Source organism: Streptacidiphilus jiangxiensis, assembly GCF_900109465.1.
Taxonomy (GTDB): Bacteria; Actinomycetota; Actinomycetes; order Streptomycetales; family Streptomycetaceae; genus Streptacidiphilus; species Streptacidiphilus jiangxiensis.
Map to the genome: position 1 here is coordinate 15,632 of NZ_FOAZ01000021.1, position 23,969 is coordinate 39,600.

20 protein-coding genes are annotated in these 23,969 nt (G+C 74.0%); 6 read left to right on the forward strand and 14 right to left on the reverse strand.

Annotated elements, in window-relative coordinates:
- Positions 1–57: 57 nt before the first annotated feature.
- From BMY61_RS32520 to BMY61_RS32530, 3 genes are all read right to left on the reverse strand, one after another.
- Positions 58–1,335: an RNA polymerase sigma factor gene (locus tag BMY61_RS32520; protein WP_236656108.1), complete on the reverse strand. Its 1,278-nt coding sequence runs from the start codon at positions 1,333–1,335 to the stop codon at positions 58–60.
- Between the two features lie 16 nt (positions 1,336–1,351).
- Positions 1,352–1,723: a YciI family protein gene (locus tag BMY61_RS32525; RefSeq protein WP_042450913.1), complete on the reverse strand. Its 372-nt coding sequence runs from the start codon at positions 1,721–1,723 to the stop codon at positions 1,352–1,354.
- Positions 1,724–1,852: 129 nt separating this feature from the next.
- Complete coding sequence (locus BMY61_RS32530; protein ID WP_052438918.1) at positions 1,853–3,928, reverse strand: SpoIIE family protein phosphatase; 2,076 nt, start codon at positions 3,926–3,928, stop codon at positions 1,853–1,855.
- 245 nt (positions 3,929–4,173) lie between these two features.
- Here BMY61_RS32530 and BMY61_RS32535 point away from each other — a divergent pair, with 245 nt between their 5' ends.
- Positions 4,174–5,739 carry a glycoside hydrolase family 55 protein gene (locus BMY61_RS32535; RefSeq protein ID WP_236656107.1) on the forward strand — a complete coding sequence of 522 codons (1,566 nt, stop codon included), beginning with the start codon at positions 4,174–4,176 and terminating at the stop codon, positions 5,737–5,739.
- 12 nt (positions 5,740–5,751) lie between these two features.
- On the opposite strand, the gene polX is transcribed toward BMY61_RS32535, so the two are convergent.
- Together polX and BMY61_RS32545 are read right to left on the reverse strand one after the other, a co-directional pair.
- Positions 5,752–7,476 carry a DNA polymerase/3'-5' exonuclease PolX gene (polX, locus tag BMY61_RS32540; RefSeq protein ID WP_042450912.1) on the reverse strand — a complete coding sequence of 575 codons (1,725 nt, stop codon included), beginning with the start codon at positions 7,474–7,476 and terminating at the stop codon, positions 5,752–5,754.
- A 22-nt stretch (positions 7,477–7,498) separates the two neighbouring features.
- Positions 7,499–7,696, reverse strand: coding sequence for a hypothetical protein (locus BMY61_RS32545; protein ID WP_042450911.1), 198 nt, complete (start codon positions 7,694–7,696; stop codon positions 7,499–7,501).
- A 129-nt stretch (positions 7,697–7,825) separates the two neighbouring features.
- Here BMY61_RS32545 and BMY61_RS32550 point away from each other — a divergent pair, with 129 nt between their 5' ends.
- Together BMY61_RS32550 and BMY61_RS32555 are read left to right on the forward strand one after the other, a co-directional pair.
- Complete coding sequence (locus BMY61_RS32550; RefSeq protein WP_052438917.1) at positions 7,826–8,446, forward strand: ComEA family DNA-binding protein; 621 nt, start codon at positions 7,826–7,828, stop codon at positions 8,444–8,446.
- A gap of 173 nt (positions 8,447–8,619) precedes the next feature.
- Positions 8,620–11,298, forward strand: coding sequence for a P-type ATPase actuator domain-containing protein (locus BMY61_RS32555; protein WP_052438916.1), 2,679 nt, complete (start codon positions 8,620–8,622; stop codon positions 11,296–11,298).
- 34 nt (positions 11,299–11,332) lie between these two features.
- Here the strand turns inward: BMY61_RS32555 and BMY61_RS44430 are convergent, their stop codons facing one another.
- Positions 11,333–12,226, reverse strand: coding sequence for a 3'-5' exonuclease (locus BMY61_RS44430; RefSeq protein ID WP_052438915.1), 894 nt, complete (start codon positions 12,224–12,226; stop codon positions 11,333–11,335).
- Between the two features lie 237 nt (positions 12,227–12,463).
- Between BMY61_RS44430 and htpX the strand changes: the two genes are divergently transcribed.
- Complete coding sequence (htpX, locus tag BMY61_RS32570; protein ID WP_269083974.1) at positions 12,464–13,420, forward strand: zinc metalloprotease HtpX; 957 nt, start codon at positions 12,464–12,466, stop codon at positions 13,418–13,420.
- Positions 13,421–13,431: 11 nt separating this feature from the next.
- Here htpX and BMY61_RS32575 read toward each other — a convergent pair whose 3' ends face one another.
- The gene (locus tag BMY61_RS32575) at positions 13,432–13,890 is read right to left on the reverse strand and encodes a GNAT family N-acetyltransferase (protein WP_042450908.1); all 459 of its coding nucleotides are present in this window, start codon (positions 13,888–13,890) and stop codon (positions 13,432–13,434) included.
- Between the two features lie 164 nt (positions 13,891–14,054).
- Between BMY61_RS32575 and BMY61_RS32580 the strand changes: the two genes are divergently transcribed.
- On the forward strand, positions 14,055–15,824 hold the full coding sequence (locus tag BMY61_RS32580) for a cation:proton antiporter (protein WP_236656110.1): 1,770 nt from the start codon (positions 14,055–14,057) through the stop codon (positions 15,822–15,824).
- Positions 15,825–15,860: 36 nt separating this feature from the next.
- On the opposite strand, the gene BMY61_RS32585 is transcribed toward BMY61_RS32580, so the two are convergent.
- Positions 15,861–16,067 carry a dodecin gene (locus BMY61_RS32585; RefSeq protein ID WP_042450906.1) on the reverse strand — a complete coding sequence of 69 codons (207 nt, stop codon included), beginning with the start codon at positions 16,065–16,067 and terminating at the stop codon, positions 15,861–15,863.
- A 200-nt stretch (positions 16,068–16,267) separates the two neighbouring features.
- Here BMY61_RS32585 and BMY61_RS32590 point away from each other — a divergent pair, with 200 nt between their 5' ends.
- Complete coding sequence (locus BMY61_RS32590) at positions 16,268–16,588, forward strand: hypothetical protein (RefSeq protein WP_075004158.1); 321 nt, start codon at positions 16,268–16,270, stop codon at positions 16,586–16,588.
- On the opposite strand, the gene BMY61_RS32595 is transcribed toward BMY61_RS32590, so the two are convergent.
- From BMY61_RS32595 to BMY61_RS32620, 6 genes are all read right to left on the reverse strand, one after another.
- Positions 16,567–17,304: a hypothetical protein gene (locus BMY61_RS32595; RefSeq protein ID WP_143094640.1), complete on the reverse strand. Its 738-nt coding sequence runs from the start codon at positions 17,302–17,304 to the stop codon at positions 16,567–16,569. The two genes, BMY61_RS32590 and BMY61_RS32595, sit on opposite strands and share 22 nt — an antisense overlap.
- 30 nt (positions 17,305–17,334) lie before the next feature.
- Positions 17,335–18,981 carry a dipeptide ABC transporter ATP-binding protein gene (locus tag BMY61_RS32600; RefSeq protein WP_042450901.1) on the reverse strand — a complete coding sequence of 549 codons (1,647 nt, stop codon included), beginning with the start codon at positions 18,979–18,981 and terminating at the stop codon, positions 17,335–17,337.
- 2 nt (positions 18,982–18,983) lie between these two features.
- Positions 18,984–19,970 (reverse strand): ABC transporter permease, encoded by a 987-nt coding sequence (locus BMY61_RS32605; RefSeq protein ID WP_042450899.1) that lies wholly within the window; start codon positions 19,968–19,970, stop codon positions 18,984–18,986.
- The gene (locus tag BMY61_RS32610) at positions 19,967–21,103 is read right to left on the reverse strand and encodes an ABC transporter permease (protein ID WP_063773295.1); all 1,137 of its coding nucleotides are present in this window, start codon (positions 21,101–21,103) and stop codon (positions 19,967–19,969) included. Before BMY61_RS32610 ends, BMY61_RS32605 begins: the two co-directional genes overlap by 4 nt.
- The gene (locus BMY61_RS32615) at positions 21,100–22,818 is read right to left on the reverse strand and encodes an ABC transporter substrate-binding protein (protein WP_042450898.1); all 1,719 of its coding nucleotides are present in this window, start codon (positions 22,816–22,818) and stop codon (positions 21,100–21,102) included. The genes BMY61_RS32610 and BMY61_RS32615 overlap by 4 nt, the downstream gene beginning before the upstream one ends.
- A gap of 371 nt (positions 22,819–23,189) precedes the next feature.
- Positions 23,190–23,885 carry a rhomboid-like protein gene (locus tag BMY61_RS32620; RefSeq protein WP_042450896.1) on the reverse strand — a complete coding sequence of 232 codons (696 nt, stop codon included), beginning with the start codon at positions 23,883–23,885 and terminating at the stop codon, positions 23,190–23,192.
- Positions 23,886–23,969 lie beyond the last annotated feature (84 nt).

Consider the following 23,969-nt stretch of genomic DNA (forward strand, 5'->3'; position numbering starts at 1 on the left):
GCGCGGCCGCGCGCCTGTGGCCCGGGCGTCGACGTCCGCCCGGGGCGCAGCCGGCGGCTACTGTCCCGTCGTGCCCAGCGCGGCCAACCGGCGCTCCAGGAAGGCCCGTTCCGTCGCGTTCGTGGTCAGCTCGAGGGCGGCGCGGTATGCCGTCGCGGCCTCGTCCTTGCGGGACAGGCGGCGCAGCAGGTCTGCGCGGGTCGCGTGCAGCGGCTGGTATCCGGCCAGGGGTTCGCGCAGGGCGTCCGTTGCGGCGAGGCCGGCCGCCGGGCCGGAGACCTCGGCGAGGGCGACCGCCCGGTTGAGGGCGACCACGGGCGTCGGCGCCAGTCGCAGGTGCAGGTCGTAGAGGGCCAACACCTGCGTCCACCGCTCCGGTTCGGCGAGCGAGCCGTCGCTGTGCGCGGCGTTGACCGCGGCCTGGATCTGGTAGGGGCCGGGCGCACCGCGTCGCAGGCAGGCGCGGACCAGGGTCTGGCCCTCGGCGATCTCTGCGTGGTCCCAGCGCGAGCGGTCCTGCTCGGCCAGCAGCACGAGCGTCCCGTCGGCGCGCGTCCGCGCGTCCCCGCGGGCGTGGGTGAGCAGCAGAAGGGCCAGCAGGCCGACGGCCTCCGGCTCGTCCGGCATCAGCTCGACCAGCACGCGTGCCAGCCGCAGCGCCTCCGCGCACAGGTCCTCACGCAACAGCCCCTCGCCGGCCGAGGCGGTCCAACCCTCGTTGAAGACCAGGTAGATCGTGTCCAGCACGGCCTGCAGCCGGTCGGGCAGCTCGGCCTCGCGCGGGACCCGGTAGGGGATGCCCGCGTCCTTGATCTTGCGCTTGGCCCGGACCAGGCGCTGGGCCATCGTCGCCTCGGGCACCAGGAAGGCGCGGGCGATCTCCGCGGTCTGCAGGCCGCCCAGCAGACGCAGCGTCAGCGCGACCTGCGCCGCCGGGGCGAGGGCGGGGTGGCAGCAGGTGAACAGCAGGCGCAGCCGGTCGTCGGACACGGGCCCCTCCTCTGCCGCACGGTCCTGTGGGGTGATGGTCGTCGCGTCGAGCAGCCGCTGCGCCTCGCGGTGCCGGTCCTGGCGTGACGACTCGCGGCGCAGCCGGTCGACGGCACGGTTGCGGGCCGTCGTGGTGATCCAGGCGCCGGGGTTGGGCGGCAGGCCCTTGGCGGGCCAGTGCTCGAGCGCGACGGTGAAGGCGTCCTGCACCGCCTCCTCGGCGAGGTCGATGTCGCCGAGGAAGCGGATCAGGGCGGCGACGCACCGCCCGTACTCCTCGCGGAAGACCTGTTCGGTCTCGCGCTCGGTGGCATGGCGGGCGATGCGCTGCTCGTCGTCGGTCAAGGCTGCTCCGGTTCGCTTACAGCTCGGCCGTGTCGTCCTGGAACGGACGCACCTCGACGGGCCCCTGGCAGGCCTTGCTGCCCGCCGCGGCGAGCTCGAGCGCGGCGTCCAGGTCCGCGGCCCGGACCACCCAGAAGCCGCCCAGGTGCTCCTTGGTCTCGGCGAACGGGCCGTCCGTGGTGACGACCCTGCCGTCCGGCTGGGTCCGCACCACGGTCGCGATGTCCGCGGGGAGCAGACCGCCGGCGAAGACCCAGGCGCCGTCCGCCTGCAGCTTCTTGTTGAACCGGTCGACGTCCGCGTACATGGTCTGCATGGTCTCCTCGGACGGCGGCTCCTGGCCTTCGACCATGTGGACCGAGAGCAGGTACATCTTGGTGGCGCTCATGACGACTCCTCGTTGCCTTGTGTTCCGTGTCGGCCTCGGCCTCCTGCCGGGCTGATACCACCACTACGAACGGGGACCGGCGGGATCGACACTCCGCCGAGGATTTCTTCCGGATTCCTTTCCTGGCCCTCAGGCGCGGGGCCGGACCCTGGCCGCGAGCAGGGCGATGTCGTCCTCCGCCTCGCTCGGTGTCGAGCTGTGCAGGACCGCGTCGAGCAGGTCGTCCAGGTCGCCCGCGGCCGGGAGCGGGAGGCGGGCCAGCCGCTCGAGCGAGGCGTCGATGTCCTCGTGTCGGCGCTCCACGAGTCCGTCGGTGTAGAGGAGCAGCACCGCGCCCGGAGCGAGCTCGCGGACCAGTTGCTGGTAGCCGCCGACACCGGTGCCGAGCGGCGGGCCGCTCGGGACGGGGACCAGCTCGGTCGCCCCCGACGGGCCGACGAGCGCGGGCGGCAGGTGACCGGCGCTGGCGAAGGTGACCCGGTTACGTGGCGGGTCGACCAGGGCGAGCAGGCAGGTGGCCGGCCGGGACGCCTCGTTCTCGGAGATCATCGCGTCGAGCTGGCGCAGGATCCGGTGCGGCGGCAGGTCCATCACCGCGACGTACCGCAGCATCGACCGGTACGTGCTCATGTCCACGGCCGCCTCGACGCCGTGGCCCATGACGTCCCCGATCACCAGCAGCGTGCGGCCGAAGGGCAGTCGGACGCTCTCGTACCAGTCGCCGCCGACCACCGAGCTGCTGCCGGAGGGCAGGTAGCGGCAGGCGATCTCCATGTTGGGGTGCGGGCTGGCCGGCTCCGCCAGCAGCGCGCGCTGGAGCTCCAGGGCGATGCCCTGGGAGCGCATGTAGCGGCGGGCGTTGTCGATGCTGAGCGCGGCCCGCCCGGCCAGGTCCTCGATCAGCGCGAGGTCCTCCTCGGAGTAGGCCTCGCCCGTGGTGTCGGTGGACGCGGCGGCGCGGGCGAGGGTCAGCGCGCCGATGAGGTGGCCGCGGGCCGCGAGCGGGACGGCGACGACGGAGCTGACCCCGGCGGCGGCGTAGACCGCCAGGGTCGCCGGGTCGGAGATCGGCGCGGCCTCCTCACCCTCCCGCCCGTCCACGCCCGTGGCGGCGAGGTCGAGCACGATCGGTTTGCCCGCCAGCAGGCTCCGGGCGACGAGCGAGCCCTCGCGGTGCCGGACCGACTCGCCGGGGTGGGCGAGCGTGGCGAGCTGCTGGTGCAGTTCGGGACGGCCCGCGACGGCGGCGCGCAGCAGGCGCAGGGTGCCCAGCGGGACACCCACGCGGTGCTCGGGCACGCCCGGCGGCAGGATGTCCACGGTGGCGAGGTCGGCCAGGCCGGGCACGGTGAAGCGGGCCAGCTCGGAGCAGGTGGTGTCGGTGTCGAGGGTGGTACCGATGCGTTCCCCGGCGGACGTCAGCATCGCGAGCCGCCGCCGGGCGAGCCGCTCCGCTTCGGACGATGGAAGGGGCTCGGGCAGCTCCCCGGTCCCGAGCGCGGTCTCGGCCCCGGTCCCGGCCCCGGCCTCAGTGGGCCCGCCTGCTCGGCCGACCGTCCCGTCCCGGTCCGCGCGGGACAGGTTCGCCCCGCGCGGGTGCGCCTCGGCCACCGGCTCGCCACGCCCACCGGCTGCGCGCTCACCGGCCGGGTGCTCGTCGGCTACGTGCGCGTCGGCCTCGCGGACGTCCGCATCGGGCCGCTCGTCGGTCGACGGCGCGGAGCCGGCGTCCAGCAGGGCCACGACGAGCACCATCGCCCCCGCAGCCGCCGCAGTCCCCGCAGCCGCCGCAGCCCCCGCAGCCCCCGCAACGGCCGTCGCAGCCGGGCCCGAGGCCCGGGGCACGGCCTCGGGTACGGCGGAGAGGGGCGTGCCCGCCTCCGGTGAGGTCGGCGGCTCGGGGTCGAGACGCTGCAGACGCATCCGGACCCGGGCCTCGGGCGGGCCCACGACCAGCTCGCGGGTCTCGCCGTCCGCGAGCACCTGGGCCGCGGTCCGGGTCGCGGCCGCGCTGTCGAAGTCCGTGAGGCGGAGGAAGGCCTCGTTGGCGTAGGTCCGGCGCAGGTCCGCGTCGAGCAGGGCGACGCCGACCGGCAGCGCGGCGAGCAGGCGGGTCGACAACAGGTCCGGCGTACCGGCCATGGCTGAGGACGCCGCGTCCATGGCTGCCGCGGCGGCGTCCCGCTTCGGGGCCTCCGCGCCCACGATCTCTCCTCGTCCCCCCGGTCGGCAGAGCTCACTCCATGATCACCCCAGAGCTGGGGCCGCTGCATCCGTGCCCCGCTCAGAGGGTCCATCTTGCCCGAGTGCGCGGGCGACACGCCCCCCGAGAGGGGGAACCTGTGAGCTGAATCGCAGGGGAGACACAGGGAGACGGCCGGGAGACGTGGGGACAGAATCGGGTAAGGAACCTTTACGGGAATCACCTGGAGTTGTCATGATTCCATCCCGTGAACATCCGTCATAAGCGCCGAGGCAGGCGCACTCTGCTGATCACCTCCGCCGCGGTGCTCGTCGCCGGGGCCGGGTTCTTCGCCGCCGCTGAGGCGGGAGCCTCCGTGGCCGGGGGCGCCGCGAGCGCGCACGCCGCCTCCGCCGCGACCCGCACCCAGTGGATCTCCTGGTCCGGCGGCAGGCTCGTCTACGGCCACGACGCGCAGGGCAACCGCGTCCCGGACTACTCCTCCGCGGGCTACGAGGGCGGCGGCGTCGCACTGCCCGTCGCCCCGGTCAAGGAGCGGGTCGCCGCGCCGAGCGGCAAGGACGACACCGCCAGGATCCAGGCCGCCATCGACGCGGCCTCCCGGCTGCCGGTCGGCGCCGGCGGGCTGCGCGGCGCGGTCCTGCTCGCCCCGGGCGCCTACCGCATCGACGGGACCCTGCACATCGGCGCCTCCGGCGTGGTCCTGCGCGGCGCCGGCAGTGGCGCGGGCGGCACCCGCCTGGTCGCCCACGGCGCGACCGCCCGGGCGCTGATCACCGTCGGCGCCGGCTCCCGCTACACCGCCGTGGGCTCGCCGACCCGCGTCACCGACGGGTACGTGCCCGTCGGCGCGACCACACTGGACGTGGCGAGCACGGTGGGTCTGACCGTCGGCTCCCAGGTCGTCGTGCAGCGGCCGACCACCCAGGCGTGGATCGACGCGACGGGCATGCACGGCCTGTGGTCCCCGAACTGGAGCCTGTACTCCGAGCGCCGCGTCACCGCCGTCAGCGGCCACCGGCTGACCCTCGACGCGCCCCTGACCACCGCGCTGGAGGCGAAGTACACGCAGGCCACCGTCTACCGCTACACCTTCCCGCGGATCGACCACGTCGGCCTGGAGTCGCTGAGCGCGGACGGCCGGGCGATGGCCGCCGACCCCAACTACGCCAAGGACTTCTACGGATCGAACCTCTCCACCTTCGGCGCCGTCCAGGACTCCTGGGTGCAGAACGTGACCGGCTACCACTTCGGTCAGGACGGCGTCACCGGCCTCGGCTCGCAGAGCCGCCGGATCAGCGTGCTGCACACCGCGACGCTCGACATGCTGGTCAACACCGCCACCTCGGCCCGCTCCGACGGCTACACCCTGGAGGGCCAGCAGAACCTGATCCAGGACTGCCTGGTCACCGCGCCGAAGATCCACGCCTTCACCACCGAGGCGCACCAGTCCGGCCCGAACGTCTACTCGCGCTGCACCGCGAAGCTGACCCAGACCGACTACGACGCCGGCGGCCACCAGCGCTGGGGCAGCGGCACCCTCTACGACCAGGTCACCGTCGACGGGACGCTGCTGCTGGTGAACAACGGCAGCCGCGGCACCGGCCACGGCTGGTCGGACGCCAACAGCACCGCGTGGAACTGCGTCACCACCGGCGGCTACGAGGTGCAGCAGCCGCCGACCGCGCACAACTGGGCCTTCGGCTGCACCGGCCCGCTGCTCTCCGGCTCGAACGGCGAGGTGACGAGCGGGGGAAAGCCCGAGCTGCCCGCCAGCCTCTATGCGGAGCAGCTGCGCGAGCGCGGCCTGTAGCGCCCGAACGCTTCAGAGGTCGGGCTTGGTCAGGAAGCGCTTGAGCTTCTGCCAGGGCCAGGCGTTGATCACGTCGTCCGGGCCCAGCCAGGCGCGCTGGGCCGTGCCCACGCCGAAACGGGGGTTGGCCAGCTGCACGGTGGAGTGCGCGTCACTGTCGATGGAGAAGCGCACTCCTGCCGTGCGCGCGGCGCGCACGTGGTCGTCGTTCAGGTCCATCCGGCCCGGCGCCGCGTTGATCTCCAGCGCGGTGCCCGTGCGGGCCGCGGCCGCGAAGACCGCCGGCCAGTCGACGTCGATCGGCGCCCGGCGCCCCACGCGCCGGGCGCTCGGATGCCCGATGACGTGGACGTGCGGGTTCTCGCAGGCGCGGATCAGGCGCCTGGTCTGGGTGGCGCGGTCCGCGCCGAAGTGGGAGTGGACGGAGGCGACGCACACGTCGAAGCCGGAGAGGAACTCCGCGTCCCAGTCGACCGAGCCGTCGGGGCCTATGTTGAGCTCGGTGCCGTGCAGCAGCCGCATCCGGCCGTAGTGGCCGGCCAGCTCCTGCAGGCGGGCGCGCTGGGCCAGCATCTTCTCGTCCGTCATGCGCTGCATGACCAGGTCCGGCGCGTGATCGGTGACGGCGTAGTAGGCGTAGCCGCGGGCCTTCGCGGTCGCGAGCATGTCCTCCAGGGAGGCGACGCCGTCGGTGAGGTCGGTGTGGGTGTGCAGGTCCCCGCGCAGGTCGCGCTCGGTGACGAGCACGGGCAGCTCGCCCGACGCCGCGGCCTCCACCTCGCCCCGGTCCTCGCGCAGCGTCGGCGGGATCCACGCCAGGCCGAGCGCGGCGTAGACCTCCTCCTCGGTGGCCGAGGCGAGGTTCTCGCCCGTCCCGGCGTCGAAGAGCCCGTACTCCGAGAGCTTGAGGCCCGCCCGCACGGCCAGGGTCCGCAGTTTGATGTTGTGGGCCTTGGAGCCGGTGAAGTAGACCAGTGCCGCCCCGAAGGCCTCGGGGGAGACGACCCGCAGATCGATCTGCAGGCCCGCGCCGGTGCGCACGGAGGTCTTCGTCGGCCCGCTGACGATCACCTCCGCGACCGACGGCAGCGCGACGAAGGCCTCCATCAACGGCGCGGAGTCGTGTGCGGCGGCGAGGACGTCCAGGTCGCCGACGGTCTCGCGCATTCGGCGCAGTGAACCCGCCCAGGTGCAGCGCAGGCAGCCGGGAACGGCGGACAGTGCGGCGGTGACCTCCTCGGCGAGAGCCGTGGCGGTGCCCAGGTCGGCACGGCCCGCGGCCTGGTGCAGTACCTCCAGGCCGTGCAGGATGTTCTCCTCCGTGCGGCCGCCGAACCCCGGCAGGTCGTGCAGCCGCCCCGCCTGTGCGGCGGCGCGCAGGTCGTCGATCGTCGACACGCCCAGGTCCTGGTGCAGGGCCAGCGCCCGCTTCGGCCCCAGCCCGGGCACCTTCATCATCGCGCGGACCCCGGGCGGGATCTTGGCGCGCAGCTTCTCGACCGCGTCGATCGTGCCGGTGCGTCGGACCTCGTCGATCTTGCCGACGGTCGACTTGCCGACGCCCGGGATCTCCAGGATCGCCTTCGGGTCCATGTCGGCCAGGTCGGTCGGCCAGCCGCCGATCGCCCGCGCGGACTTCTCGTAGGAACGCGCCCGGAACGCGTCCCCGCCGGTGATGGTCAGCAGGTCGGCGTACTCCTCCAGGAGCGCCTGGACCTGGTCGTTGAGCCGGGCCATGGGCTCAGCGTAGGGCCGGGCCCTACGCCCTGCCTGCCAGAGCCGCGCCGCAGCGCCAGCAGTGGGCCGGGCGCTCGGCGTCCTGGACCGCGTCGCACTCCGGGCAGAGCCGGTGCAGCCAGCACGCAGGCTCGCCGCCCTCCTCGGCCTGTCCGCCCTCGTCGGTCGGCTCGGTCGGCTGGGTCGTCCCGTCCGGCCGGCCCCCGTCGCTCTCCTTCACGTCTGCCACGTTAGACCCGGGGGCCGACAGTGCGGCAGGCGCAGTCGGGCGGGCGAGCGGCCGACGATCTACGGTAAGAACGTGGCTGAAATAGGGCATATAGGTCAAAAGGTGCGCCCGAGTGGGCGGATGAGCCCCGCCGGCAGTGTCCTCTGGGCGCTGCTGCCGCTGTTCACCGTCGGCATGGGCACAGCCGCCGTGATCGGCTGGGCCGCGTGGCGGCTGCGGTCGCGGGCGGTCGCGATGCTGGCCGGCGGCGCGGGGGTGCTCACCGTCGTCTCGCTGTGGCTGGCCCAGTCGCCGCAGAACAGCGCGCGGAACTCGCTGGCGGGCGGACTGATCGCGGTCGGCCTGGTCGGTGGCGGTCTGGTGACGACGTTCGCGCTGCGCCGCAGGTTGATCGGCCAGGTCACGCAGGACCCGGCCGTCACCGCCGCACTCGACCGGCGCGCACGCCGGGCGCAGGCACGGGCGCTGGCCGAACGCGATCCCGCGCTCGCCCGCGAACTCGGCATCGGGCGGCCCGACCTGCCGCACCAGTACGACGACGGCGGACTCGCCGACGTCAACCACGCCCCCGCGCCGGTGCTGGCGGGGCTGCCCGGGATGACGCCGGAGGCCGCCGACCGGATCGTCGCGGCGCGCGGCGAGTGCGGCGGCTTCGGCAGCGTCGCCGAACTGGAGGTCTGGGCGGAGCTCCCCGCCGAGCTCGCCGAGGAGCTCGCCGACCGACTCGTGTTCCTCCCCTAGGCTCTGGAGCCCTGCAGGTCCGCAGGTCCGCAGGTCCGAAGGTCCACAGGCCCGCAGGTCGGTGGACCTGCGGGCCTGTGGCCAAGGCCCCCTGGCCGCCCGATACCCTGAGCCGACAAGGGCGGGCATGAGGGGGACCACTGACGCAGGCGGCCGGGAAGAGCGATCTGCAGGTGCTGCGCGCGCTCGGAACCGGCCTCGGGGGACTGGACGAGCAGCAGGCGGAGCTCCGGCTCGTCGCCCATGGCGAGAACACGCTGCCGCTGCCGGCCGTACCGTCCTGGCCCCGCCGGGTCCTCGCCCAGCTGCGCGACCCCTACACCGCGACGTTGTGCCTGCTGGTCGCGGTCACCTGCCTGTCGGGCGCGTTCAGGAGCGCCGTCGTGCTGGCCGCACTGGTGCTCGCGGGCTGCGCGCTGCGGCTGGTCGGCGAGGTACGGGCCGAGCAGGACGCGGCGGCGCTGCGCGGACTCGCCGAGGGCACCGCGACGGTGCTGCGCCACCGCGCCGGGCCGCACGGTCGCGCCGAACGCCGGCTGCTGGCCCGGGAACTGCCCTTCGACCAGTTCGTACCCGGTGACCTGGTCCGGCTCGCACCCGGCGACCGCGTCCCCGCCGACCTGCTGCTGCTCCGCTCCAGCGGACTGACGCTCGACCAGTCGGCCCTCACCGGAGTCAGCACGCCGGTCTCCAAGCACGCGGCGGGTGTCTCCGCGGCGGCGGCGCCGGACGCCTGCTCGCCCGAGAACGACCGCCTCTGCCTGCGTGGCAGCACGGTCGTCCATGGCTCGGGCACCGGCGTGGTCCTGGCCACCGGCCCGGACACCTACCTGGCGGGCGGGCCCATGCCCGGCGTGCCCGGGGCGCTCACCTCGTCTGCCGCCTCCCCCGCGGCGCCTGTGCCCGGCACCTCGGAGCAGGTCCGGGCGCGTCCAGGCGCGCGGCGGACCGCCTTCGACCGGACCGCGCGGGCCGTCTCCGGGCTGCTGTTGCGGCTCGCGCTGCTGTCCGGGGCCGCCGGGCTGCTCGTCGGGGCGGTCGCCGAGGGGCACACCTGGGAGGTCGTCCCGTACGCGGCCGCGGTCGCCCTTGGTCTGACGCCGGAGATGCTGCTGCTCGTGGTCACCTCCGCGCTCGCGCGGCAGGCGGACGCGCTGCGGCGTGGGGGCCTCTACGCCCGGCGGCTCACCGCGGTGCACGACCTCGGCATGCTCGACGTGCTGTGTACCGACAAGACCGGGACGCTCACCCGGGACCGGCTCACCCTCGATGTGTCCCTCGACCCCGACGGTCGGCCGGACCCCGCCCCGGCCCGCTGGGCCGCGGTCACCAGCCTGGTCTGCACCGACCTGGGCGACCCGCCGCTGGTCGACGCGGTCGACGAGGCGCTGCTGGACGCCGCGTTCGACGCGGATCCGCAGTTCGCGGACCGGCTCACGGGCATCGCCGCCGTCCCCTTCGACCCGAGCCGCCGGATCGCCGTCGCCGTGGTCCGCGGACCCGTCGGGCTCGGGGCGCGGACGATCTGCGTCACCGGAGCGGTGGAAGACGTCCTGGAGCGCTGCGCGGCGGAGCGCGTCGACGGCCGGGACCGGCCGCTGGGCGAGGCGCGCCGCGCCGAGGTCGTCGCCCTCGCCGACGCGCGCGCCGGGGCCGGCCTGCGGGTCCTGGCGGTGGCCACCGCCGGGACGGAGGCCCCCGTGCCGGGCGGCAGCGGAAGCCGCGCGGTCCGACGCCGTGAGGAGGACCCGTACGGGCTCACCCTGCTGGGGCTGGTCGGTCTCGCCGACACGCTCGAACCGGATGCCGCCGCCGCGCTCGCGGAGCTGGCCGCCGACGGGCTCGTGGTGAAGGTCGTCACCGGGGACCGCCCGGGCGCCGCCGCGCACGCCTGCCGTGCGGCGGGGATCGAGCCCGGTACCCCCTTGCTGGGGGCGCAGGCACAGGTCATGGACGACGACGAACTGCGCCGGGCCGCCGAGCACACGACCGTCTTCGCCCTGTTCGCCCCCGCGCAGAAGGCCCGCCTGGTGCGGGCCCTGCAGGCAGGGGGCCACACCGTCGGGTTCCTCGGTGACGGCCTCAACGACATGCCCGCGCTGCACGCCGCCGACGTCGGCCTCGGCTCACCCACGGCGCTCGACAGCGGCCCGCGCCGCACCGCCGATCTCGTTCTCGGCGCCCAGGCCCTGCGCCACCTCGGCGGCGCGCTGCGGGCGGCCCGCACCGGCGTCGCGAACGCGGGCAACTACCTGCGGATCACGCTCGCCTCCAACCTCGGCAACGTATTCGCGATGCTCGCGGCCGGTGCGCTGGTGCCGTTCCTGCCGATGCTGCCCGCGCAGGTGCTCGCGCAGAACCTCTGCTTCGACGCGGCGCAGCTCTCCCTGGCCTTCGACCGTCCGCTGCGGGACGGCGGCGCCTCGCCGCTCCCGCAGCGCCTGACGCGCGGTGCACTGGCGCGCTACGCCCTGGCCTTCGGCCTGGTCAACGCCTGTGCCGACCTCGCGACTTTCGCGGTCCTGCACGCGACGACGGCGGGGCTCGGGCCGGTGCGGTCGGAGGTGCTGTTCCACTCCGGCTGGTTCACCGAGAACCTGATCACCCAGGCCGTCACCGTCCAGCTCCTGCGCGTGGGCGGGCACGGGCTGCGCAGCGGCGTCCCGGCCACCTGGCCGGTCCGCGCGGCCAACCTGGGCCTCGTCCTTGTCGGCCTGCTGCTCCCGGCGACCCCGGCCGGCGCGGCGCTGGGCCTGGGCGTGCTCCCGCTGTCCTTCTACGCCCTCCTGACGGCGATCATCGCCGCCTATGCGGCGGCGTTGCTCGTCACCCGCCGATGGGTCTCGGCCTGACCGCAGGACCGGCCCTCGCCGGAAAGCGGCCCGGTCAACGCGGCGCGGGGCCCCAGCGGGGAGTCAGCTCGCGCGGGCGCCAGGTGTGCGGCGTGTCCGGGGCGGGGTTCGGGGTGGCGGACGGGTCGGGGGCGTGGGTGCGGGGACGGAAGAGGTGCGGGGCGGGGACCGGCCCGGGGACGGGGCGGCCCGGCCGTCGGCCGCGGTAGCGCAGGGGAGCGGGGGACTGGCGCAGGAGCGCGGTCAGCAGCTCCGCCGTGGCACGGCTGTCGCCGAGCGCGGTGTGGGCGGCGGTGAACGAGGTCGCGGTGAGGCTGCGGTGGAGCGCGGCGAGGCCGAAGCCGGGGCCGGCCAGCTGTGCGCGGGCGGTGACCAGCGTGCACAGTCCGGGCCAGCGCGGCACCGGCCGCCCCGCCGCGCGGAACTCCGCCGCCAGGAACGCGTCCTCGAACGCCAGGTTGTGGGCGACCACCACCGTGCCGGCGAGCAGCCGCTCCAGCCCAGGCGCGAGCTGGGCGAACGTCGGCGCGTCGACGACCTGGTCGGCGGCTATGCCGTGGATGGCCGTGGCGGCCATCGGGCGCTGCGGGTCGACGAGGGTGGTGTACTCGCCCAGCACCGACCCGTCCGCGCGGAAGAGCACCACGCCGATCTCGCAGACCCGGTCCACGCCCGGCTCCAGGCCCGTCGTCTCCAGGTCCACCGCCGCGAACACCAGCGAGCGCGGGTCGACACCGCCACGGCGCCCGCGTCGCAGCGAGCCCGCGTCGAAGCACCGCAGCGCCGCCCGTCCGTCGCGTGGGACGCGCCGGACGCGGCCCAGCAGGCGCCGGACCCAGCCGGGCGTGCGGGCCTCCTCGTGGGCCGGTGCCCGGCGTCGGGCGGTGGCCTGGGCCTGAGCCCGGGCCGGCTGTTGCGGATCGCGCATCGTCGTCTCTCCCGGCCGTGCCGTCGGCCTCTCGGGTTGATCTTCCTGGCAATCTAGCCGCAGGGTCTGACACCCGCCCGTCGGTCGACCAGGGCTCGTCCGTCGGTCGCCGGATCGGACCGAACGGTGAGAGTGCGCCGCGAATCTGTCCGTTCCGCCGCCGACGCGCCTACTCTGGAGGCGTCCGGCACGGACAGTGCCGGCGCGCGGTTCGGTGCTCTCACGGAGGCGATCACCGTGCGGTCTGACTCCACTTCTCCTCGCTCCCGGTCCCGCTTCGCCCCGGACCGCCAGCTCACGGTGCGCATGGTCACCGTGGTGTTCCTGCTCGGGTTGCTGTACGTGGTCTTCGCGGCGGTGCTGGTCGTGCTGCTGAAGTCGGCGGTGCTCGTCGTGGTGGTCGTGGGCGGCCTGCTCGCGTCGCAGTTCTGGTTCTCGGACCGGATGGCCCTCTTCGCCATGAAGGGCCGCGAGGTCACCGCCGAGGAGGAGCCTCGGCTGCACGGCGCCGTCGACCGGCTGTGCGCCCTCGCCGACATGCCCAAGCCCCGTCTGGCCATCGCCGACTCCGACCTGCCGAACGCCTTTGCGACCGGCCGCAACGCCGACCACGCCGTGCTCTGCGTCACCACGGGCCTGCTGCGCCGGATGGAGAACGACGAGCTCGACGCCGTGCTGGCGCACGAGCTCTCGCACATCGCGCACCGGGACGTCGCGGTGATCACCGTCGCGTCGTTCCTCGGGGTGCTGGCCGGACTGGCGGTGCGGGTCGGCTTCTACTCGGGCCTGATCGGTGGCAAGGGACGCCGGGACCAGAACACGGCGCTGCTGATGGCGGCCGTGGTGGCGGTCTCGGCGGCGGTGTACGCGCTGAGCTTCGTCATGATCCGCGCGCTGTCGCGCTACCGGGAGCTCGCCGCGGACCGCTCGGCCGCGCAGCTGACCGGCAAGCCCTCCGCGCTGGCGTCCGCGCTGGTCAAGGTGACCGGCGCGTCCGGCCGGATCCCGACCAGGGACCTGCGCACGGCCCAGGCCTTCAGCGCGTTCCTGTTCGCCCCGGCGCCGTCCGGCCCGGGGGACGAGGGTGACGGCCAGGGCGAGTCGACGCTCGCCAGGCTCTTCTCGACGCACCCCACCCTGCAGTGCCGGCTCGACGCGCTGGAGCGCCTGTCGACCGACCTCGGCGAGTCATGACCGCGTGCGGGTCATGACAGGGTGCGGGTCATGAAGGTGCTCAGCGGATCGGGCCGGTAGTCGCCGAACGGCGGGCAGTCGGCGAAGCCGAACTTGGCGTAGAGGCGCCGCGCGGGCAGGAAGAACTCCGCCGAGCCGGTCTCCAGGCTGACCCGGGTGAAGCCGCTCCGCCGAGCCTCGGCGAGGATGTGCTCCAGCAGCCGCGAGGCGACGCCGCCGCGCTTGCGCGCGACGGCCGTGCGCATCGACTTGAGCTCGGCGTGCTCGGCGTCGATCCGCTTGAGCGCGCCGCAGCCGACGAGCTCCTCGCCGTCGTACAGGGACCAGAAGGTGATCCCAGGGCGGCGCAGGCCCTCGAGGTCCAGCGCGTGCTTGCTCTCCGGCGGGGAGATCTCCCGCATCTGCTGCACGTGCTCCTCCAGGAACGCGGCGATGGCGGGGCCTGACAGGTCGTCGACGATGATTCTCACGACATACAGACAAGTCGACACAGGTTTCGCGGCGGTTTCCGCGCCGTTGCACCGGGTCGCACCGGGTCGCACTGCGCCGTCCGGGTGAGCCGAGTCGCCGCCGCCACGGGCGCGTGTGAGCATCGGGAGGACCGGAGGCAGGCACGGAGGGAGCGCGCGGGGTGCTGACGTCCCAGCAGGTCCTGGTGGGCGCCGGACTGACCGTGGTGCTCGCGGTCGGCTCGCAGATCCTCGCCTCGCGGCTGCGGATCCCGGCCATCATCGTGCTGCTGCCCGCCGGGTTCGTCGCCGGCGTCGCCACCGACTCGGTGCACCCGGACAAGCTCATCGGCCCGTCGTTCGCGCCGCTGGTCTCCCTGGCGGTCGCCGTCATCCTCTACGACGCCGGTCTCGGGCTGGATCTGCGTCGCCTCACCGGGCACACCCGGCGGACGGTGCTGCGGCTGGTCTGGTTGGGTGCCGGGCTGACTCTGCCCTCCGCGGCGTTCCTCGCCTCGCTGATGCTGGGGATGAGCGGGCAGGCCGCGACCATGCTGGGCGCCGTGCTCGTGGTCTCCGGCCCGACGGTGGTCGGGCCGCTGCTCGCCTTCGTCCGGCCCACCGAGCGAGTGCGGCGCGTCCTGCTCTGGGAGGGCACGCTGATCGACGCGGTCGGCGGCATCCTCGGCGCGCTGGTCTACGGTGCCCTCGTCTCCGATCGGGGCCATACCCTGCCCGGCGCCGTGGGCGAGTTCCTGGCCAGCACCTTGGTCGGCCTGGCGGGCGGCCTGCTGGGCGCGGTGGTGCTGTGGTGGCTGCTGAGCGTGCTGCGGCTGGGCGAGATCCTCGGCACCACCGCGCAGCTCGCCACGGTCGTCGGGGTCGCGGCGCTGTGCGACGCGTTCCGGGACGACGCGGGGCTGGTCGCCGCGATCGTGATGGGCGTGGCCGTGGCCACGCTCCCGCGTTACGACCTGCCGGCGCGTCAACCCTTCTTCGAGACGCTGGTCTCGCTCGTGGTGGGCCTGCTGTTCATCTCCATCTCCGCCTCCGTCACGCCCACCTCGCTGCACCACGTCGTGCTGCCCGCGCTGGGCCTGGCGGCCGTCCTGGTGGCGGTGGTGCGGCCGGTGGTGGCGGAACTCTCCACCCTGGGAACGGATCTGGCCCGGGGCGAGCGCGGCTTCCTGGCCTGGATGGCGCCGCGCGGCATCGTCGCGGCCTCGACCGCGGCGACCTTCTCCAGCGGCCTCACCGACGCGGGGATCGGCGGCGCGGACAAGATCCTGCCCGCGACCTTCGTCGTCATCGTCGCCACGGTGACGCTCTACGGCCTCACGGCCCTGCCGGTGGCCCGGCGTCTGCACGTCGTGCGGCCGGCGCGGTCCCGCCCGCTGCTGGTGGGCGGTGCGCCATGGGTCGTGGACCTGGCGCTGGCGCTGCGCGAAGCGGGCGTGGAGGTGCTGGTGTGGGCCGGACGCCGGGGCGACCGCGAGCGGGTGGCGGCCGCCGGTCTGGAGCTCGCCGAGGGCGAGCTGCTGGCCGCCGTCACCGAGACCGGCGCGGAGGAGCTCGGCCTCACCTCGGTCTTCCTGCTCGGCGACGACGACGAGTTCAACGCACTGGCCTCCAGCGTGATCGACGGCCAGGGCTTGCCCGTCTACCACCTGGGCCGGGCCCCGTGGGACGACACCCCGGTCGCGGCCGCCACGGGCGCGGTCCTGTTCGAGGGCGCCCTCGCCGGCGGCTCGGCGTCCGCCCGCTACGCCTCGGGCGCGCGCATCACCGCGCGCCCGGCCCCGGCGGAGGTGCCGGCGGGTCACGCGCTGCTCTTCACCGTCGACGCGACGGGCAAGGTCACCCCGGTCACCGACGACGACCCGTCCGGCGGCGCGGACGCGCGCACGGCGGTCACCTTCGGTTCGGTCGCGGTGCCGGCGGTGGACGGGGTGTGACCGGCGCGCGGCCGAGGACCCGGCCGGGGACGGGCTCTAGTCGAGGCGGAAGCCGACCTTCAGGCCAACCTGGTACTGCTTGACCTCGCCGTCCTCGATGGCGCCGCGGATCTGGGTGACCTCGAACCAGTCCAGACCGTGCAGGGTCCGGGCGGCGCGGGCCAGACCGCTGCGGATCGCGGCGTCGACGCCCTCCGACGACGTGCCGACGATCTCCGTGACGCGATAGGTGTGGTCGCTCATCTCAGCCTCCAAAGAGGGTCAGCTCACTCCACCTTCGCGCAGTGCGCGGCCCCCCGCCACGCGGGCCCGCTCACCGGGGCGCTCACCCGGACGGCAGCGACCGGGCTGCGGCGCGGGCGGGTCGCGCCTAGCGTCGGGAGCAGGGCCGCAGGGTCGCAGGGCCCGCGCAGCCGCGCCACCGAGCACCGGGAGGAACAACGATGTCCCGCAGCCGATCAGTCGCCGTCCTCGTGGGCGGGGCCGTGCTCGTCGTGGCACTGGCGGGGTGCTCGGACCCGCCGCAGGGGACCGTCGTGGCGACCAACGGGAACCTCGTGCAGGTCATCTCCAATCCGGGTGACACGTACTGCCACCGGTTCATCCCCGGGGGCGTCAACGCGGTCCAGGACGGCACGCTCGCGGACATGCGGCTCTACCGGTCGACGGACTGCTCGGGCCACAACGACTATCTCTCCACGCAGACGTCCGTCGGGCCGCAGAACACGCTCTTCTACCGCAGCTACTCGTTTGTGGGGCAGTGACGGGCCCTCAGCATCCGTGAGCTGTGGACCGGCTCCCCGGCCAGGGTGAACGCCGTCGGCAGCATCCCGTGGAGGGCAACCCATTCCGGGCGCGCGGCGATCCGGTCGAGCCAGGGCCCCGGCGGGTGCCCCACCTCGTGGGAGTCGGCGAACTTGCCCAGCGGCTGGTCGTAGTGGAGCGTGCACGCGACCTCGACCGGCGCGCCGCCCGGTGTCTCGAACCACCGGGCCAGCACGAGCGTGGCCGCGCCCACCCGGACGGTGAGGCGCTGCGCGCCGGGGGCCGCGACCTCGCGCTCGGCGATCCGCGTGAACGCACGCCACGCCTGCCCTGACACCGGGTGCTGGTCCTCGCAGTCCTCCCAGGACAGCAGCGACTCCCAGGCGGGCGCGACCTCCTCGACGTCGAGCGGTCGCACGAGGAGGTCGGGCCGCAGGCCCGGGTCGGAGTGCGCGAAGGAGCCGTCGCAGAAGTACTCCTCCTCGTCGTCCCCCAGCAGCCGCGCGCCGAGCCGCCGGGCGACCTCGGCCAGCGCGCCGGAGTCGACGGTGTACGCACCCGTGCGGACCTGGCCGGCGTGGCAGATGAACTCCGTGTCCGCGAGCGACTCCGGCAGCCCGGCGTCGACGACCGCCTGCCACTCGCGCGCGGAGATCGGGTACTCCGCGCTGCGGGTCTGCCATGCCGCGCGCGTGATCCGCAGGTCGTATCCCATGGCGGACAGTGTGCACGGCGCCACCGACACTCAGCCGGGACTCACGACCGCCTCCAGACGCGGGACCGCGTCGAGCAGCGCGCGGGTGTACTCGTGCCGGGGCCGCGTCAGCTCCGCCGCGGCCAGGGTCTCGACGACCTCGCCGCCGCGCATCACCGCCACGCGGTCGCTGACCGAGCGGACCACGGCCAGGTCGTGGGCGATGAAGACGAGCGTCAGCTCGAACTCCTCCCGCAGCTCCCGCAGCAGCGCGACGACCTGGGCCTGGGTGGTGACGTCGAGCGCCGAGACCGGCTCGTCGCAGACGATCAGCTTGGGGCGCAGGATCAGCGCGCGGGCGATCGCTGCGCGCTGGCGCTGGCCGCCGGAGAGCTGGTGGGGGTAGCGGTCCGCGTGCTCGGCGCTCAGGCCGACGCGTTCCAGCAGGCCGACGGCCTCGGCGCGCAGCGCGGCCTCGTCGTGGCCGCCCTGCACCCGCAGCGGCTCGGCGACGGAGTCGCCGATCAGGCGGCGGGGGTTGAGCGAGGAGGTCGGGTCCTGGAAGACCATCTGCAGCTCGTGCCGGCGGCGCCGCAACTCACGCCCGCGCCAGGCGGCGAGGTCCGCGCCCTCGAACCGGACGGCACCGGCAGTGGGATCCTGCAGGCGCACGAGCGTGCGACCGAGCGTCGACTTGCCGGAACCGGACTCGCCGACGATCCCCAGCGTCTCGCCCCGACGCACCGTCAGATCGACGCCGCGCAGGGCCCGCACGGAGCCGAAGTCGACCCGCAGGCCCTCGACGGAGACGAGCACGTCGTCGGCGGCGGGCGCCTTTCGTTCGGGCAGCGGCGCGTCGAGGCGCGGGACCGCCTCCAACAGCTGCCGGGTGTAGGGGTGTTCGGGTGCGCCGAGCAGGCGCCCCGTGGCGCCGCGCTCGACGGGCCGGCCCTGCCGCAGCACGACGACCTCGTCGGCCAATCCGCCGACCACACCCACGTCGTGGCTGACCAGCACCAGCGCCATGCCCGTCTCCGCGCGCAACTCGTCCAGCAGGCGCAGGATCTGCGCCTGGACGGTGACGTCGAGCGCGGTCGTCGGCTCGTCCGCGACCAGGACGCGGGGCCGCAGCGCCAGCGCCATCGCGATCAGCACGCGCTGGCGCATGCCCCCGGAGAACTGGTGCGGGTAGTCGCGAGCCCGCTTCGGGTCGATGCCGACCCGCTCCAGCACCTCCGCAGTGCGCTGCCTCGCCTCGGGGCGCGAGGCGCCGGTGTGCAGCCGGTAGGCGGTGGCGATCTGGGTGCCGATCCGGCGGTACGGATCGAGGCTGGTCAGCGGCTCCTGGAAGACCATGGCGAGTTCCGGGCCGCGCGCGGTGCGCAGCTCGGCGTCGCTCGCCGCGTTGACGTCCAGGACCGGGCGGTCCGGGCGGTGCAGCAGGATCTCGCCGGTGACGGTCGTGGCCGTGCGGCGGTGCAGACCGAGCAGCGCGAGCGCGGCCGCCGACTTCCCGGAGCCCGACTCGCCGACCAGGCCCAGCACCTGCCCGGGCGCCAGGTCGAAGGAGAGCCCGTCGAGCGCGGTGACCGGTCCGGGGTGGACCACGCGGAGGTCCCGAACCTGTAGGACGGGGGAGACCTGGACAGCGGGGGAGACCGGCAGATCGGGGGAGACCTGCAGAACGGGGTCGGTCATGGTCAGATCCTGACTCGGGGGTCGAGCGCCGCGTGCAGCAGGTCGGCGGCGGTGTTGGCGACGACGATCAGTGCGCCGGCCAGCAGGGTGATCCCGCAGACCACCGGCAGGTCGACGGTGCTCGCCGACTCCACGGCCAGCTTGCCGAGGCCGGGCAGGCCGAACATGGTCTCGGTGAACACGGCCCCGGCCAGCACCATGCCGATGTCCATGGCGGCCACCGTCACCACCGTCGGCAGTGCGCCGCGCACGGCGTGGCGCAGCACGATGCGGCGCTCGGGGTAGCCGTAGGCGCGCAGGGTGCGGATGTGGTCCTGGTTGAGCGTCTCCAGCACGCCGGCCCGGGTGAGCCGGGTGTAGCCGGCCGCGCTGACCAGGGCGATGGCCAGCCACGGCAGCAGCAGGTTCTGCGCCCACTGCGCCGGATCGTCGGTCAGCGGCACGTAGTTCGGGAACGGCAGTACCTGCAGCCAGACGCAGGCGCCCATGAGCAGCAGCAGCGCCATGACGAACACCGGGGTCGATCCCAGGGTCAGCACCACGGTGTTGGTCACCCGGTCGCGCCAGCGGCCGGGCCGCAACGCGGCGAACAGGCCGGTGCCGACGCCGATGAGCAGCCACAGCGCGGCCGAGCCCAGCGCGAGCGACACGTCGACGGGCAGGCGTTCGACGAGCATCTGGGTGACGGGCTCGTTGCTCTGGTACGAGTAGCCGAGGCAGGGCGCGGAGCACCAGACGGTGCTCGGACCGGTGCTGAAGCCGTGGCCCAGGACGAGCGTGGTCAGGAACGTCCAGAACTGCCGCGCGAGCGGCTGGTCGGTGCCGAGCGCGTGCCGCACCTGGGCGAGCTGGTCCGAGGTGCAGCTCTTGCCGCAGGCGAGCTGTGCCGGGTCGCCGGGCATGGCGTAGAAGAGCAGGTAGGTGAGGGCCGCGAGGGCCAGCAGCACGGCGGCCGCGCCGAGCAGGCGGCGGAGCAGGAAGCGGATCATCGGGCCTCGCCCTTCTGGCTCGGGACGGCGGTGGCGACTGCGGGGTGGCCGGCCTCGGGCGCGGTGGTCGTCGCGCCGACCGGCCGGGCCGGGGCCTGCGCGGCCCCCGCGGCCTTCGCCGCCTTGCGGCGGATGCGGATGCGGCGTGTACGGGTCGGGACCGGGGCCTTGGGGTCGAACGCCACGCGCAGCGCCTCGCCGAGGCCGGCGAAGGTGAGCACGCAGACGAGCAGGGTGAGCGCCGGGACCAGCACGTACGTCGGGTCGACCTGGAACCAGGTGGTCGCGGTCGACAGCATCTGCCCCCATGAGGACGTGGGCGGCCGGACGCCGAGGCCCAGGAAGGACAGGCCCGCCTCGGCCACCATGTTCTGCGGCAGCACGATCGCCGTGTAGGTGGCCACCGGAGCCACGAGGCCCGGCAGGATCTCGCGACGCGCGATGCGCCAGGTGCTCGCGCCGGTCAGCACCGCGGCGGCGACGTACTCGCGTTCGCGCAGCACCCGCGTCTCGGCCCGGACGATCCGGGCGATCGGGGCCCAGCCCAGGCCGCTGAGGATCAGTCCGAGCAGCAGCGGCCGCGGGAAGGATGGCGGGACCACCGCCAGCAGCGCGATGGAGAAGAAGAACGTGGGCAGCGCCAGCGCCAGGTCGGTGACCCGGCTGAGCAGCGCATCGGCCCAGCGTCCGCCCCGCCCTCGGTTGGCCAGCCCGGCGGCCAGGCCGACGAGCAGGCCCAGCAGCAGCTGGCCCAGCGTCGCGCCCACGGCCACGCCGAGGGAGACCCGGGCGCCGTAGACGAGGCGGGCGAACAGGTCGCGGCCGGTGGTGGGTTCGACGCCGAGCCAGTGCTGGGCACCGATCCCGCCGAAGGCGCCGTTCGGGCTGCCGCCGGAGGCCGAGTTGAGCAGGGTGTCGTGGAAGCTGTTCGGGTCCTGGCCCTCCAGCGCGGCGAGCCAGGGTGCGGTCAGGGCGACGAGGACGAGCAGGCCGACCGCGACCAGGGCGGCCCGCCCGCTGCGCAGGGCCCACAGGCGGGCCCACACCGCGGCCGGCCCGCCGGCCGGCCGCTGCCCTGCGGGCGCGGCGACCGACTCGGCGGGGGTACCGGTTCGAGTGTCGGTGAGAGTCACTTGACCGACACCGTGGCAATGTCGTACCAGCCGCGCCACTGGTCCAGGTAGGCGTTCTTGACGTGCGAGCCGGTAAGGACGCTGGTGGCCTCCTCGTAGAGCGGCACGGTCAGGGCCAGCTTGCCCAGCTGCGCGTCCAGCGCGGCCCACTGCTTCTGCGCGGCGGCGTAGTCGGTGATCTGGTTGATCTTGTCGATCTGCGCGTTGACGGCGGGGTCGTTGTACTGGGCCAGGTTGAAGTTGCCGCCGCCGGTGACGATCTGACGGCCGTCGAAGATCGGCGTCAGGAACGGGCCGCCGCTCGGCCAGTCGGCGCCCCAGCTGGTCAGCGTCAGCGCGGGCTGCGTGGCCGGGGTGTTGACCGTGCCGGAGAAGTCGGCGTCGCTGAGCGGCTGGAGCTGCAGGGTGATGCCTGCCTTGGCGAAGGCCTGCTGCAGCGCGGTCGCGGCGGGCGCGCCGGTGCTCGTGTCGTCGGTGTCGTAGGCGAGCGGTACGGTGATGCCGTTCGGGTGTCCGGCCTGGGCCAGCAGCTGCTTGGCCTTCTCCGGGTTCCCGGTCGCGCCCGCGGGGAAGTCGTCGTAGTCCTGGTGAGCCGCCGTCAGGCTCTCGGGGGTGAACGTGGTGCTGGGCACCGCCAGCTGGGTGCCGCCCTCGGCGTTGACGAGTGCGGTGCGGTCGACGGCGTAGGAGAGCGCCTCGCGCACCAGCTGGTTGTCGAACGGAGCCTTCTTGAGGTTGAAGGCCAGGTAGTAGATCTGCGGGAACTTGCCGGTCACCACGCGCTTCTTGAGCGCCGGGTCGGCCGAGACCCGGGCCAGGGTGGGCGCGTCGAGCGAGGTGTCGGTGGTGATGGCGTTGGCGTCCTGGCCCACCGAGGAGCTCAGGCGCTGGTTGATGACGGCGGGGGAGAGGCCGAGCGAGACGTCGATCCGGTCCGGGCAGGCCAGGCGCTGCTGGTCGGTGCTGCGCGACCAGTAGGGGTTGCGGACGAGGTCGAGCTCACGGCCCTTGGTGAAGCCGGCGATGGTGTACGGGCCGGAGGAGACGGGGTCGGCGTTGTACTCCTTGCCGGTGTCCTTCGCCTTGGGCACGGGTGCGAACTGCGTCTCGGCCGCCAGGTAGGGGAAGTCGCCCTCGCTCTTGCGCAGGTGGAAGACGATGGTGCTCGCGTCGGGCGTGGCGATCGAGGCGAGGTCGGTGTTGCCGCTGCCGTAGGGGCCCTGGTAGTCGGCGCCGCCGACGAGCCAGTCGCGCAGGTAGGGCGGCCCGCCCGCGAGCTGCGGCGAGAAGGAGCGCTCGACGCCGTACTTGACGTCGGCGGAGGTGATCGGGGTGCCGTCGGCGAACTTCAGCCCCGCCTTGAGGTGGTAGGTCCAGACGGTGGCGTTCTCGCTCGGCTTGCCGGTGTCGGTGGCCAGGTCCGGTACGACCTTGGTGCCGTCGACGCCGGGCACGCTCTGGCGGGTCGTCAGGGTGCGGAAGAGCAGGCGCGGGATCGCGCCGCCCCCGGAGGTGTAGAGGACGGCCGGATCGAAGCCCTTGGAGTTCTTGGCGCTGTCGAGCACGCGGAGCGTGCCGCCCTGGCAGTTCGCGGCCGAGAACGCGTCCGAGGAGCCACCGGCCGAGGAACCGGAGCCGGCGCCGCAGGCGGCGAGCGAGCCGGTCAGGGCGACGGAGGCAGCAGTGAATAGCGCTATTCGGGCAGGGCGAAGCATCGTGATGTCCTCGATCGGGCGTCGGGCCCGGGCAGGGGGAGACCGCGCGGCGGAGCGCGCACGCGGCGAGGCGCGGCGGCAGGGCCGGGCCTTGAAGGGAGAAGTCCCGGACAGAAAGGGGTCGGGACGAAAGACAGCGGGCGGCGGAGCCGCCGAAGCATCAGCGGCGACAGAAGTTGTCGCACAGGCTGTGGGCGCACATCGCCAACAGCGCGACCCGGTAGGCCGGCTGGGACGAGGAGATGTGGTGCGCGTGCATGGTCATGGACTGTATGTGGGCTGAATAAGGCCAGTCAAAACGACGCCCCGTCTGGTCTCACTCCGTGGACTCCGTTTTGGACACGAGTGCGGTTCTCGGGCCCGGACGCCCGTCAGGAGCGGTGGCCGCGCAGGCGGGCCCAGCCGTCGCGGACGAAGGCGATCGGGTCCCAGGAGCCCGGGCGGCCGCGGGTCAGCGGGTAGCAGGCGAGGCCGAGGAGGACGGCGGTGAAGTGCCCGATGCTGGTGAAGTCCCGGCTCTGCACGACGCCGAGCCCGTAGAAGAAGAGCAGCCCGACGAGGTAGACGTAGCGCCAGGGCTTCGCGATCAGGTAGACGAGCACCGCCTCGATCCCGGCGAGGGCGTAGCTGACGCCGTAGTCGAGGGTGAAGCGTGCCCTCTCCGGCGCCATGCCGTGCTGGATCGCCCAGTACAGGACGCCCTCGCTGATGTAGGTGGCGCCGACGTGGGCGATCAGCAGCGCGGCCAGCCAGCGCCAGGTGCCGAGCCAGCGTTCGGCCGGTACGTGGAAGATGTTGTAGAGCACGAAGTAGAACCACCAGCCGCCGCCCGCGATGTAGAACCCGCTGGTGATCAGCACCCGGATGGGCTGCTGGGAGAGGTAGTGCAGGTTCGTCGAGTGGCGCTCCAGGATCCGGTCGGCGGTGTGCGGGTCCACGTGGCGGATCACCACCGTGGTGACGAAGAGGATCGCCAGCCAGATGTAGGTGCCGGGGGCCTTGCGGATGTAGGCCCACACGGCCCGCCCCACACGGCCGACCCGGGACTCCGTCGCGACGAGTTCCATGATCCCTTGTAACCCGGTCGGCGGACGGCGGCAACCGCAGGCGGCGCAGCGAGCCGGCGGTTGTCCCGCGCGGCGCCGGGGGGC

What these genes read in the sequence shown, in the direction of transcription:
- BMY61_RS32595 (WP_143094640.1), bottom strand. Translation starts at nt 17,304, where the DNA reads ATGGGATACGACCTGCGGATCACGCGCGCGGCATGGCAGACCCGCAGC.
- BMY61_RS32590 (WP_075004158.1), top strand. Translation starts at nt 16,268, where the DNA reads ATGTCCCGCAGCCGATCAGTCGCCGTCCTCGTGGGCGGGGCCGTGCTC.
- BMY61_RS32550 (WP_052438917.1), top strand. Translation starts at nt 7,826, where the DNA reads ATGAGCCCCGCCGGCAGTGTCCTCTGGGCGCTGCTGCCGCTGTTCACC.
- BMY61_RS32585 (WP_042450906.1), bottom strand. Translation starts at nt 16,067, where the DNA reads ATGAGCGACCACACCTATCGCGTCACGGAGATCGTCGGCACGTCGTCG.
- polX (WP_042450912.1), bottom strand. Translation starts at nt 7,476, where the DNA reads ATGGCCCGGCTCAACGACCAGGTCCAGGCGCTCCTGGAGGAGTACGCC.
- BMY61_RS32605 (WP_042450899.1), bottom strand. Translation starts at nt 19,970, where the DNA reads ATGATCCGCTTCCTGCTCCGCCGCCTGCTCGGCGCGGCCGCCGTGCTG.
- BMY61_RS32600 (WP_042450901.1), bottom strand. Translation starts at nt 18,981, where the DNA reads ATGACCGACCCCGTTCTGCAGGTCTCCCCCGATCTGCCGGTCTCCCCC.
- BMY61_RS32620 (WP_042450896.1), bottom strand. Translation starts at nt 23,885, where the DNA reads ATGGAACTCGTCGCGACGGAGTCCCGGGTCGGCCGTGTGGGGCGGGCC.
- BMY61_RS32525 (WP_042450913.1), bottom strand. Translation starts at nt 1,723, where the DNA reads ATGAGCGCCACCAAGATGTACCTGCTCTCGGTCCACATGGTCGAAGGC.
- BMY61_RS44430 (WP_052438915.1), bottom strand. Translation starts at nt 12,226, where the DNA reads ATGCGCGATCCGCAACAGCCGGCCCGGGCTCAGGCCCAGGCCACCGCC.
- BMY61_RS32615 (WP_042450898.1), bottom strand. Translation starts at nt 22,818, where the DNA reads ATGCTTCGCCCTGCCCGAATAGCGCTATTCACTGCTGCCTCCGTCGCC.